General features: G+C 43.9%; 12 protein-coding genes. 4 read left to right on the forward strand and 8 right to left on the reverse strand.

The window, feature by feature from the left end; genetic code table 11:
- Window positions 1-214: 214 nt before the first annotated feature.
- Window positions 215-604, reverse strand: coding sequence for a ribonucleotide reductase subunit alpha (locus tag A3729_RS09940; RefSeq protein ID WP_068512934.1), 390 nt, complete (start codon window positions 602-604; stop codon window positions 215-217).
- A 1,492-nt stretch (window positions 605-2,096) separates the two neighbouring features.
- Here A3729_RS09940 and A3729_RS34550 point away from each other — a divergent pair.
- The 4 genes from A3729_RS34550 to A3729_RS09955 all read left to right on the forward strand — a co-directional run bounded on the left by A3729_RS34550 (window position 2,097) and on the right by A3729_RS09955 (window position 6,362).
- Window positions 2,097-2,984: an acetyl-CoA hydrolase/transferase C-terminal domain-containing protein gene (locus A3729_RS34550; protein ID WP_369820125.1), complete on the forward strand. Its 888-nt coding sequence runs from the start codon at window positions 2,097-2,099 to the stop codon at window positions 2,982-2,984.
- A 157-nt stretch (window positions 2,985-3,141) separates the two neighbouring features.
- On the forward strand, window positions 3,142-4,464 hold the full coding sequence (locus tag A3729_RS09950) for an alginate export family protein (protein ID WP_068512929.1): 1,323 nt from the start codon (window positions 3,142-3,144) through the stop codon (window positions 4,462-4,464).
- Between the two features lie 170 nt (window positions 4,465-4,634).
- Complete coding sequence (ccoM, locus tag A3729_RS34340; RefSeq protein ID WP_304438928.1) at window positions 4,635-4,751, forward strand: cytochrome c oxidase subunit CcoM; 117 nt, start codon at window positions 4,635-4,637, stop codon at window positions 4,749-4,751.
- Between the two features lie 174 nt (window positions 4,752-4,925).
- Window positions 4,926-6,362, forward strand: coding sequence for an HDOD domain-containing protein (locus A3729_RS09955; protein ID WP_068512926.1), 1,437 nt, complete (start codon window positions 4,926-4,928; stop codon window positions 6,360-6,362).
- On the opposite strand, the gene tsaA is transcribed toward A3729_RS09955, so the two are convergent.
- The 7 genes from tsaA to pilB form a co-directional block, all read right to left on the reverse strand.
- Window positions 6,359-7,105: a tRNA (N6-threonylcarbamoyladenosine(37)-N6)-methyltransferase TrmO gene (gene tsaA, locus A3729_RS09960; RefSeq protein WP_068510987.1), complete on the reverse strand. Its 747-nt coding sequence runs from the start codon at window positions 7,103-7,105 to the stop codon at window positions 6,359-6,361. The genes A3729_RS09955 and tsaA overlap by 4 nt on opposite strands.
- Before the next feature lie 14 nt (window positions 7,106-7,119).
- Window positions 7,120-7,563, reverse strand: a complete 444-nt coding sequence (locus A3729_RS09965; RefSeq protein ID WP_068512922.1) for an HIT family protein — start codon at window positions 7,561-7,563, stop codon at window positions 7,120-7,122.
- A 23-nt stretch (window positions 7,564-7,586) separates the two neighbouring features.
- On the reverse strand, window positions 7,587-7,820 hold the full coding sequence (gene yacG, locus A3729_RS09970; protein WP_068512918.1) for a DNA gyrase inhibitor YacG: 234 nt from the start codon (window positions 7,818-7,820) through the stop codon (window positions 7,587-7,589).
- A complete protein-coding gene (gene coaE, locus A3729_RS09975) occupies window positions 7,813-8,436 on the reverse strand; it encodes a dephospho-CoA kinase (RefSeq protein WP_082865443.1) in 624 nt (207 codons plus the stop codon). The genes yacG and coaE overlap by 8 nt, the downstream gene beginning before the upstream one ends.
- A 21-nt stretch (window positions 8,437-8,457) precedes the next feature.
- Window positions 8,458-9,327 (reverse strand): A24 family peptidase, encoded by an 870-nt coding sequence (locus A3729_RS09980; RefSeq protein ID WP_068512915.1) that lies wholly within the window; start codon window positions 9,325-9,327, stop codon window positions 8,458-8,460.
- A gap of 133 nt (window positions 9,328-9,460) precedes the next feature.
- Window positions 9,461-10,675 carry a type II secretion system F family protein gene (locus A3729_RS09985; RefSeq protein WP_068512912.1) on the reverse strand — a complete coding sequence of 405 codons (1,215 nt, stop codon included), beginning with the start codon at window positions 10,673-10,675 and terminating at the stop codon, window positions 9,461-9,463.
- Window positions 10,676-10,678: 3 nt separating this feature from the next.
- A complete protein-coding gene (pilB, locus tag A3729_RS09990; RefSeq protein WP_068512909.1) occupies window positions 10,679-12,385 on the reverse strand; it encodes a type IV-A pilus assembly ATPase PilB in 1,707 nt (568 codons plus the stop codon).
- Window positions 12,386-12,536: the final 151 nt, after the last annotated feature.

Genomic DNA, 12,536 nt, shown 5'->3' on the forward strand with positions numbered 1-12,536 from the left:
CTTCTATATGAGTTTGTTTTTGTTTGATTTATCTATCTTATCGGGCCGCTTCTTATCTGTCATCATAAATAACATGAACAGTTTCTTATTATGAGACAAGCAATAGGGCGATCTTAGAATTAGGGTACGCTAATTGGTGTGTGGGGAGCTAAAGGTCGAAGTACTCGCTAGAGCGCTTTGGCTTTAGCGAGTGGCTCTGTTGGTGACGAAAGCACTAAGCTGGCTGAATGAGTACCGGGTTTTCTTTACGGTCAAATATCACGTATTGAGACAAGTCCTGCCCCGAATCCAGGTTGTTGGCCATTTGGTTTAAGTAAGGTTCTGCATCATCAGGGCTCGGCGCTTCGCCGTCTTGTCCTGCCAAACCAGCAACAAACATGAAGTCCCACTCATCTGAAATAGAGTCTGCTTCTTCTGACAAGGCAGCAAATGACTCAATTTCTTCTGGTAGCTTGTCCACGCACATTACAGGCGATAATGAGCCTTCCTGTTCACCTTTTTTTTTGCCTGCTTCACCTTCGGCTTTGGCGAATAAAAAAAGTAAGCGTTGAGGTTGGTCTTGCTCTTGGGCGGCTGTGAGAAGCTCACTAAAGGTAGAAATCATTGTGTGGTCCTTATGTTAATGTGGCGTCATCATAACCACTCTCGCCAAGAGAATAAATGATTAGCGTCAATTGCTTTTGAAGCGTAAGGCAGAGCTTTTGTCGGAGCCCTTGATAATTTTTTGTGAGTGTTTGACTTATGTCATGATTAGCGCGCTCAAGTGTTGTTACTGTAGACGAATTCGTACTGGATATAAAAAACAAGAACGGTTTGGAGAACTCATGGAATTATTTAGTGAAGTTGAACGCTGTGTCGAGCGGACGATAGAGACGGTTGGTAAAAATATTGTTTTGGGTTTACCTCTAGGTTTGGGAAAACCAAATCAGTTGGCGAATGCTTTTTACAGAAAGGCGCAGCAGGATCCGAGTATTAATCTGCGGATCATTACAGCTTTATCGCTAGAAAAGCCAAGACCAAAAAGTGAAATGGAAGCCAAGTTTCTAGTGCCATTTGTCGAGCGCTTATTTGGTGATTACGAAGAGTTAGAGTATGCCAAGGCAGTCAGGACTAACACCTTGCCGCCGAATGTCGAAGTCTCGGAGTTTTACTTTAAAGCGGGTGCTATGAAGAGCGTTGCCAGTGCGCAGCGAAACTATGTATCGAGTAACTATACCTTTGTATCGCGCGACTTAATGATTAATGGCGTCAATGTGCTGGCACAAATTGTCGCTAAAAAAGAAATAGATGGCCGACCACAGTTGAGCTTAAGCTGTAATACCGATGTTACCCTGGATATTATGCCTCTGATTGAAGAAGAGAGGGCGAAGGGGAAAAAGATCGTCACTATTGCTCAGGTTCATGACGATTTACCGTTTATGTATAACCGTGCAATGGTCGAGAATGATTATTTTGACTTCCAGGTTCATAGTCCTGCCTATCAGACTCGTTTGTTTGCGCCACCAAATATGTCGGTTCCTAACCCTGACTATATGGCAGGCTTATATGCCAGTACTCTAATTAAAGATGGCGGTACATTGCAGATTGGTATCGGTTCATTAGGTGATGCCATCGTTTATGCATGCAAATTGCGCCAGACCGATAACGACGTCTATAAACATGTCGTCGACTCTCTGAATATCGATAAAAAACTTATCTCCGAATATGGTGGCGTGGATGCCTTCGATAAAGGCTTGTATGGTTCCAGTGAAATGTTTGTTAACGGCTTCATGCACCTAATCAAGAGCGGAATTGTAAAGCGTAAGGTCTATGATGATCTTGATTTACAGCGCTTGATTAATGAGGGGAAAATTGGTGAAACAGTTTCACCATCTACACTTGAGTGCTTGTTAAATGAGTCGATTATTTCTCATCAGCTGACTCATTCTGACTTTATTTATCTACAGCGCTGGGGCATTTTTTCTGATGCCGTACAGTGGGCTGAGGATGGTCTTAAAATAGGCGAAACGACACTTTCGATTAACTTGTTAGAGCAAGCCAACTTTGCCTCCGTGTGTGAACTATGCCTGGGTGATAACCTCAAGGGTGGTATCTATATGCATGGTGGCTTCTATCTAGGGCCTCAAGACTTTTATCAAGCTTTGCGCGACATGAGTCGAGAGGAAAATGAAAAGATCTGTATGTCGAGTGTCGGTCATATCAACCAGCTTGACTACAATCATCCGCTCCTATCTGCGCAGCGTAAGCACGCTCGCTTTATAAACACCGGCATGATGGTGACGCTGAGTGGTGCGGTTGTATCAGATGGCCTAGAAAATGGCACGGTTGTGAGTGGTGTAGGTGGCCAATATAACTTCGTATCGATGGCTCATTCATTGCCTGATGCGAGATCAATATTGTGCGTTAGAAGTACACGCGGTAGTGGTAAAGACCTGCAGTCAAACATTACACCACACTATGGCCATATCACGATTCCAAGGCACCTTAGAGACATCATTGTGACGGAATACGGTATTGCCGATTTACGCGGCAAGACCGACGAGCAAATCGCGATTGAGTTGATTAAGGTTGCTGATTCTCGCTTCCAGCAAGAATTACTAGAAGATATGAAGTCGAAAGGTAAGGTTCGCGAGAGCTTTACATTACCAGCAGAATACAAAGAAAACTATCCTGAGAAGTTAGCTGGGATTCTTAAGTCTGCTCGTGAGAAAGGTTTATTCCCACCGTTTCCGCTTGGCTCTGATTTTACCGATGAGGAAATTGCACTCGGTAAGAGCTTGAAGGATTTGAAGGCCTTAATGGCGCACCCACGACAAATGATCAAAGCGGTTATTCGTTCCTTTGTTCATAAAGTTGATGCAGACGAAGCGCGTCCTTTTCTTGAGCGTCTGAGCTTAGACCATCCAGATTCAACAAAAGATAAGATTCTTCAGCACTTAATTCTTCTGGAACTCGAAGAAAACGGTTATTTAAAACCAATGTAATTCGGTTATTTATATCAATTAAGCCTCCAATATTGGGGGCTTTTTATATGATGCTCAATTTCTTAAATATAAGGCTGCTGGATAGGCGTGACAATAATACTAAAAAGCTGTTAAATTCGTTTTAGCAATTATATTGATAACAATAAGAGAGCTTTATATGTCTTCGCAAAAAGTGTTAGGTAAGTACTGTCATTCGCTAGCTCGCGCTTTTCTTATTTGCACTGCTACATTTTCCTCTTCTTTATATGCCTACGAATATGTAGATGACCAGAAATTAGCCGATGCTAGCTCGATAGCAGATGCACTCTCTGAAGGTACTGCAGAGTTAGACTTTCGCCTTCGCTACGAAGATGCACGCCAATCAGAACCCTCTGAGCAAGGTGCTCAAGCGCTGACACTCCGCTCGCGCCTAAGCTATCAGACGCAGCGTTATATGCTTTTTTCGGGGTTTATCCAGTTTGATGATCTAGCGGCGATTCCAAATGATGAAAATTACAATTCGAGTACAAACGGGCAGCTCGATGATGTTTTAATCGGGGAACCGGATGAAACTCGAGTAAGTGAAGTTTGGCTTAATTATGACATTGCCAATACATCGTTCACTTTTGGTCGACAGGCTTTTGAGCTTGATGCTGGGCGTATGATTGGTAGCGATAGTTGGTATCAAAACGAACAAGTATTTACGGGCTTGAGTGTCACAAACCAAAGCCTGAACTATACAAAGTTTACCTATGTAAACTTTGATCGGGTCGAGCAGCCTTACGCGAAGTACTCGCAAGATACTGATGCCGACTTGAAAGCGCGATTGTTTAATCTGAGTTACAATGGCTTCTTGTTAAATGACTTATCGCTTTACCACTTAACTATTTCTGATCATAAGCGCGACAGACGCTGGGAAACGCAAACCTCTGGTATCTATTTTTCGGGTATGGTTGGCGGCAACAATGGCATCGCAGACTCATCAGGAAACCGCGAAGGGGAAGATTTCTCAATTTCCTACTTGTTTGAGTTTGCTACTCAGGGTGACAAGGGCCAGAACCCTATTAATTACAGAGCCAGCTATAGTCGAATGCAGCTTGTCGCGGGCTATCAGGGTGGAGGCTTTACAATCGCCCGTGAAAGACTTGGTGCCGATGGCAGTGCTAGCTTTGTCACTCCTTTAGCTAGTATGCATGAATACCAGGGTTATACCGGCCAAGCTGTGGATCAAGCCTTGGGGAATGTTACAGGTGGAATTATCGATACAGTATTTGGTGTTTCATACCGCTGCTCAGATGATTTTTCTATCGGGCTAGCTCATCATGACTATGAATTTGATAAGGCTCCTGGCGCTGAATCATCAATCGGCACAGAGCTGCAAGCTGAGGTAAAGCTCAAGTTTCATGAGCTTAGTTTTACAGCTAAATATGCTGACTATAATGCAGATGCCTTGGGCGAAGATACTCGTCGCATATGGTTGCAAACTGGCTTGTCTTTCTAAGCCTTTGTTTATCATTGCTCAAAGAAATAAAACCCAACAGACAAAAGCTGCTGCTTAGTTCGGGGAACTTTGGCTTAGCTGAGGGATAGTTGCCAAGCGATTGATGTGTGTCATGTGCTGAATCACTAGAGCATGATAAATTTTCTTTATTAACTAGAGGAGATTTTATTATGTATATAGATGAGACCATCATTGCGGGTTTATTGGTTGTTGCGGGTACTGTTGTGTTTCTAGGTGGCTTTGGCTATTTTGCTTATAAAGACGCTCAGAAATCTAAAAAAAGTTAGTTCGCTTTACTTGAAAAAACCAGGTCATAATTCTCTTGATCTGGTTTGTGTTTCCCCGCTCTTATTCAAGAGCTTCGTCATAGACGCTTTTTCAAATACCCTCTCACTTCCAAACACTACTCTTTTCTGAATCCCTTGCTAGACTGAGTATTAAACTCAAATTAGGAATATTGAATGAAAGGTTTACATGGTTGGATGCGTACCCTCGAGAAAAGCGAGGCGGCTGTTCTCTCAACCTTAATTAAGGAGCTAGACCAAGTTACGGCTTCTGATGAGTCTTCTGGGGCCCAATTGGCAGAAGTTATTCTTAAGGATGTAAGCCTGACTGCCAATATCATACGTGTTGCTAACGCAGTAACTTTCAACCCTAGTAATATTGCAGTGACAACGGTCAGTCGTGCGGTTATCAATATTGGTTTCAAGAATATTCGCTCAATTTGTTTGTCGATCAAAGTACTCGAAGCAGTACTGAAAGATTCCCCATCTCCCTTATTAGTAGCAATGCTTGCCCGCTCGCTTCATGGCGCAAACCAAGCAAAAGCGCTCTGTGAAAAGCTGAATAATACGGAGCAGGAAGAGGTATTTGTCGCCTCTTTGTTGAGCCATTTGGCTGAGCTGTTGGTCTTGGGGTGCCACGAATCTGAGGTACGCTTGCTTAAGCGTGAGATTGAACCTAGCTCTTCAATTGAAGAAAAAAATCGCTGTGCTGAGAAGTTCCTGGGCGTTAGCTTAACTCGTTTAGCAAAAACACTGACCAAACAGTGGCGAATTGAAGGCCTGATTAACGATGTTCTAGCGGGCTCAGGAGAAGAGGACCCGCGTGTTCAAGCGGTTATATTAGGAGATGAGATAAGTCGTGTTGCTTTACTCGGCTGGGATTCAGCAGAGTTTAAGGAGGTTGCGCAGCGCGTCGCAGAATTTAAAAATATCGGTGAAGCAGAAGCAATGTTCGCACTCAAGAAAACAGCAGATGAAACGGCAGAGACTGTTGCTTCCTTCGGCAAGAAAGTATTGGTTGAGCATATTCCAACCAGCACTCGAGCAGCAAAGGAATTAGAGAAAAAATACGACAATGAAACTGAAGGCTTACAGCCAAATACTGCAATAGAGCTTGAAGCACTGGAGCGTTTGGATAAGCTGTTAGCGGGTGATTTTAATATCAATGAGGTGTTTAAGCTTTGCTTGCAAGGGCTTCATAAAGGCATCGGCCTTGAGCGCGTCGCCTTGGCAATATTTGATAAAGAGCACCAGAGGGTAGTCGTTAAATATGCTTCAGGGCAGAGCACGGAGAAGTGGCGAGAGAAGTTTGTTGTTCGATATGAAAGAAGCCGTTCGGGTTTCTTGTTTAACCTGTTTGAACGTGATAAGGCTGCCTGGATAGGTAACTCGGACTACCAGCACATAACGCAATTTATATCGCCCGAATACCTAGGTATTACAGGTCAGAAAAGGTTTTTTATATCGCCTTTAGCCACTGGCCGTAAACGAATCGGGTTTATCTATGCGGATATGGGGCAGACTTCGAGAGAGCTCAATACAAGTTATTTTGAAGGCTTTCATCGGTTTTTAGATAAGTCTAAAGAAGCGCTAACAATTCTTGCAGCACGCTAACTCAATTGCTTCTCGATGTCGCTTATTGTCGCAAAACCATCTTCTACCGAGAAGCTAATATCCAAATCGTATAGTCTAAGCTTATAAAGCTTCTCATCTTCTTGATCTTGTTTGTATGCAGGCCGCGGATCATATGAAATAACTTCGACTATTAATGCCAATAGGTCATCGGGGTACGAACTCGATAATTGCTGTGCTTTATCCTTAAAGGGTTTGTTTAAAACTACTTTTAGCCTTGGCTTTGGTGGTTCTTCTGCAAATCCGCAGCGCGAGTCCGAGGTAGCGTCCGCATAATCAATATAGGGTTTGATATCCAATATTGGTGTGCCATCCAGAATGTCCGGGCAAGCGATGATCAAGCTTGCTTGATTGTTTTGGATTCTAACTTCCCGTAGTTCAACCAAAGATTGCCCAAGTGAATTCGGTCGAAAGGGAGAACGACTCGCGAATACCCCAATTTTTTTATTACCACCTAAGCGCGGTGGCCGAATCATTGGTCGCCAAGGTTTATCAGCATTTAAGTGAAAGCTGAAACTTAGCCAAATATGAGAAAACGCTTCAAGCCCGTGAAATGCATCGGGGTCGTTATAAGGGGGATAAAGTTCTATTTCAGCGTAAGCTGAAGTAATTAAGTTAGCTTGCCGGGGAATACCAAACTTTTCAGTAAAAGGTGAATGCAATACTCCTATCGCTTGAAGAGAGTTTGAGCTTTCTTCTCTGGGATTGATAGTAGGTGCAGGCATTATCAGCTAGAGACTTATTTATAAAATTGTTTAATCTGAAGCGCGTGCTCATCCAGTATTGTTCGCGGTGTTTTGAAACCGAATAGGCCACTAATATGAAGAAATACTTTTGGAATTGCGCGCAGCCAGTCGCCAGACTCACGGGGAATAAGGTGGAGGTGAAGATGTGGTACAGTCTGATTAGCCGCTTTGCCATCGTTTACCAAGAGGTTAGTGCCGTGAATGCCTAAACCTGCTTTTTTCTGTGCTTCGACAATTTTGTTACCGATATTAAATAGCTGGGCTCGCGTTTTGGCATTGAGTTCATCCAAACGCTCATAATGCCGTTTTGGAATGACCAGGCAGTGTCCTTTAGTAAGAGGGTAGGCATCCATTAGAGCTAGAAAATGCTCATCCTCGTAAACAATACTGGCTTCTTCATTCCCAGATATAATTTGGCAAAATATACAGTCCTTCATTTTTTGCTCCGTCCATGAACGTGTTAGTGGAAGTTCTGAGAGTTGCCACTGTTTGAGATTTGTTCGCTTTGAACTCCGCTCCATTCTTCGGCATTTTCGACAGGGATGGTGTAGGACTCATCAGCCCATGCCCCTAAATCTATTTTCTGGCAGCGATCACTGCAAAAGGGGCGAAAAGGTGAGTCATCACTCCAGGCCACATCTTTTTTACAAGTAGGGCAGTTTACCTTTAGCTCATTACTTTTTGACTTACTCACTTGCTAGCTCCAAATAGGCTTGGTGTTGGCGAAGAACATTTTGTTTTAAGCTTGCTAAATCACGGTCATTACTGATCACATCATTTGCGCGCTCTAATTTATAATCTCTTGGGAGCTGCATATCAATAATTTTCTGAATTTGTTCAGTAGAATTTTGGTCTCTTTCACTTGCTCGTTGTAATTGGAGTTCAACAGGAACATCAATAAGTAATATTCGTGATACCAGTTCAGCTTGATCGGTCTCGAAAAGCAAAGGGGATACGAGGATTACATAAGGGCTGTCTGCACTGTTTAACTGCCTTTTGATTTCGCTTCGAATTATCGGGTGCAGTAAGCTTTCGAGCCATTGTTTTTGATCTTTCGATGAAAATATAATTTGGCGCAAGGCTGCTCTATCAAGCTCACCAGTATTGGTAAGTATATCGGTACCGAAGTGAGTAGCAATTTTGGAGAGTGCGGCAGTGCCAGGTTCAACAACTTCACGGGCGACAATATCGGCGTCAACAATACAGATACCCAATGCCTGGAATTCGTCTGACGCTGCAGTTTTTCCGCTGCCGATACCACCGGTTAAGCCAATAATAAGCTTCTGCTGTGCTTTGGAATTAGTATTCACTATGATGCTCACTATTCAGCGCTATGCTTGAAGGCTACCGAGCCAAAAGCGAACTAGCTCATCACCAAAAATCATATAGATCCAGCCAGCAATGGCTAGATAAGGCCCGAAAGGGATCGGGATATTTTTATCCCGGCCCTTAATGATAATAAGGGAAATGCCAATCACCGCGCCTACAACAGAAGAAAGCAAAATAATAATCGGCAGGGATTGCCAGCCAAACCAGGCTCCTAAGGCTGCCAGAAGTTTAAAGTCACCATAACCCATGCCTTCCTTACCTGTTAGCAGCTTAAAGGCGTGGAATACTAGCCATAAGCTTAAGTAGCCGAATATGGCGCCCCATAGTGCGCTTGATAAGGGCACAAACGTTTCGTAGTAGTTGAGAATCAAACCACCCCACATTAGTGGTAGCGTCATGTTATCTGGCAGAAGTTGTGTGTCGGCATCGATCATCGTTAGTGCCACAAGTACCCAGGTCAGGATAAGTGCTGCAAGACCAGCATAACTTGCACCATAGATGGAAATAGCGGCAAGTGAAAGTAAAGCTGTGACAAGTTCAACTAAAGGGTAGCGGATCGAGATTTTGTTTTTGCACTGACTACAGCGCCCCTGCAAGAAGATATAGCTGATTACAGGGATATTTTCCCAAGGCTTAATCGCATGCTGACACTTTGGGCAGCTCGAGTTGGGGGTCGATAGGGTGATTTTTTCCTGTTTTGGTTCAGGCTGGTCTAAAAATGCAGCGCACTGAAGTGCCCAATCTTGCTCAAGCATTTTAGGGAGCCTAAAAATGACAACATTCAAGAAGCTGCCGACTAATAAACCGAAAATAAGTGTTGAAGCGTATAGGAACGCAGGGTTGTCATTCAGGTGTTGGAAAAGTGCGAGCATGAAATTGTTCCGGTGCGGCGTTTATCGTTGTTTATTGTTAGCGTGAAAGTTGCGAATGAGGGGAATCATAGCCTAAGTCAGGTTTAAGTAGTAGATAAGGCGGGCACGAGAAGTGTACCCGCTTGAATATACCTTATACAACGGCTCCCATTTGGAAGATAGGTAAGTACATTGCGATGATCAAACCACCAATCAGTACACCTAATACGGACATAATAATCGGCTCCATTAGTGCCGTCATATTATCAACCAGGTCATCTACCTCATCTTCGAAGTGCGTCGCGACTTTGTCTAGCATCGTATCAAGTGCACCAGACTCCTCACCGATCGAAACCATTTGTACTGCCATGGAGGGGAACACACCGGTAGAACGCATGGAATACTGAAGCTGGGTACCCGAGGCTACATCGTCTCGCACCTTAAAAACGGCGTTACGATAAACAATATTACCTGTTGCGCCGGCAACTGAGTCGAGAGCGTCTACAAGAGGTACACCTGCTGAGAAAGTGGTAGACAATACGCGTGCAAAGCGTGCAATGGATGATTTCTCAATAATCGGACCTACGATAGGAATCTTGAGTTTTGCCTTATCGCTTGCATCACGGAAAGCCTCGGAACGTTGACTTGCTTGTTTAAATGCGAAGACTAGTCCCGCAATGGTTAATATAAGTATAAACCAGTACTCCTGCATCCATTCAGAGAGTCCAACAACAAACTGAGTAAAAGCAGGAAGTTCGGCGCCAAAGCCCTTAAACATTTCATCAAATGTTGGTACAACTTTTACCAAGAGAATAGTGGTAACGATAAAAGAGACAACCAGTACCGAAATGGGGTAGCTCATTGCTTTTTTAACTTTCTTCTTTAGTGCCTCTGTTGTTTCCATGTAAGTCGCAACACGGTCTAACATGGTTTCGAGTGCACCCGACTTCTCACCAGAGTCAACTAGGTTGCAGAACAGGTCGCCAAAGTGTTGAGGGTGCTTGCGAAGTGCTCCTGCAAAATTGTTACCCGCAGCGACTTCATTTTTAATATCAATCACTAGTGTTTGCAGGCTAGGGTTCTCAAGGCCATCAGCAACAATATCAAAGGCTTGAATAAGCGGTACGCCCGCTTTCATCATGGTAGCAAGCTGGCGAGTGAAAATAGCGACATCGAAGGGGGTTATTTTTTTCCCTTTTGCACGAGTGGCTGCCGCTTTTTTTACTTTGACGGGTTTTATGCCTTGCTTACGAAGCTGTGCTTTGACCAAGGCCGAGTTTGCCGCGGCCATAACGCCTGTGGTTTTATTGCCTTTCCGGTCAGTACCTTCCCAGGAAAAGGACAGTGTCTTATCTGTGGTGCTTGCCATGTGTTAGTCCTTGGTTACACGTTCGACTTCTTCAAGGCTGGTGACGCCTTCAATAGCCTTTAAAAGTGCTGATTTTCTAAGGTTGTTAAAGCCTTCTTCATCTGCCTGCTTTGCGATTTCAAGTGAAGTGGCTTCGGACATAATAAGTTGAGCGATCTTAGGCGTGTTTTTAACGACTTCGTAAATGCCCACCCGGCCTTTATAGCCTTTATTACATTTATCACACCCTTTTGGTTTATAAAGTGTAAAACCTGTATCAATTTGTTCTTTTGTGAAGCCTTCCTTCTCTAGTGTTTCGGGAGGGATATCAGCAGGCTCTTTACAGGCGCTGCATAAGCGTCTTGCCAGTCGTTGTGCGATGATAAGACTGACAGATGTGGCGATGTTGAATGCCGGAACGCCCATATTGATCATACGAGTTAGAGTTTCTGGTGCGCTATTGGTATGTAGGGTCGACATAACCATATGACCTGTCTGTGCAGCTTTGATTGCGATAGACGCAGTTTCCAGGTCTCGAATCTCACCAACCATGATGATGTCAGGATCTTGACGTAAGAAAGACCTAAGTGCTTCAGGGAAGCCAAGCCCGACTTTAGGGTTAACGTTAACCTGGTTGATGCCTTCCAGGTTAATCTCAACCGGGTCTTCTGCGGTAGAGATATTTCGTTCGTCAGTATTTAGTATATTCAAACCGGTATAGAGTGATACTGTTTTACCACTCCCCGTAGGGCCGGTTACTAGGATAAGCCCTTGCGGCTGGTGAAGCGCATCCATATAGAGCTCTTTCTGGACGTCTTCGTAACCCAATGCGTCAATCCCCATTTTCGCGCTGCTCGGGTCAAGAATACGCAATACAATTTTTTCGCCCCACAACGTAGGTAGGGTATTCACCCGGAAATCAATCGCTTTGGTTTTTGATAGCTTTAGCTTAATACGTCCATCTTGAGGAATTCGCCGCTCAGAAATATCCAGCTGGGACATAACCTTTAAACGGGCTGATATCTTGGGGGCCAGTTTAATGGAGGGCTTTGAAACTTCGTGTAATATACCGTCTGTACGGTAGCGAACGCGGTAGCTTTTTTCATAAGGTTCGAAGTGTAAATCTGATGCGCCAGTTTTGATTGCGTCGAGTAGCATCTTGTTGACGTATTTAACAATCGGCGCATCATCCGCATCACTAGCCGACACTTCATTGTCTGAGTCATCGCTCTGATCAACATCGATGTCGTCAAGGTCTGCATCGTCCAGATCGCCCATCGTTGTATCCTGCGACTCAAGATACTTCTCGATGGCTGCATTAAGCTTGTCATCTTCAACGAGTATTGCGTCAACACTTGCGCCTGTATGAAACTTGATTTCATCAAGGGCAATAATATTGGTTGGGTCCGATACCGCAATAAAAAGCCGATTGCCACGCATAAATAAAGGCAGGGCATGGTGTTTTCTAATTAGCTTTTCATCAACCACCTTTTCGGGGAAGGATTCTTGCTGAAAGGCATTTAGGTCCAAAACAGGCATACCAAATTCTTGCGCAGCAGAAAATGCTAGGTCCTTGGCTTTAGCCGCTTTTGCTTGAACCAGATGGGAAACCAGTGATAAATTGTTCTGATGAGCGTGTAGCTGTGCTTTTCGGGCAGTTTCTTCATCGAGTAACTGATCCAAAACAAACTTTCTGGCCAAGCCAGTAAGTGTTGTGTTTTCTGCTGTCATGGGGCTTCTTTGCTTGAGTTAAATTCACCATTTAGATGCACAAACTAATGTTTGGACTAAATAACTGGCTTTAAACGGTTTAGCGCTTGCTGATAAACGCATACATATATAAGGAAGTGTAGTGGAAGTTTTCAGATTTAAAAGAAAGCTT

It is taken from the genome of Oleiphilus sp. HI0043, assembly GCF_001634935.1.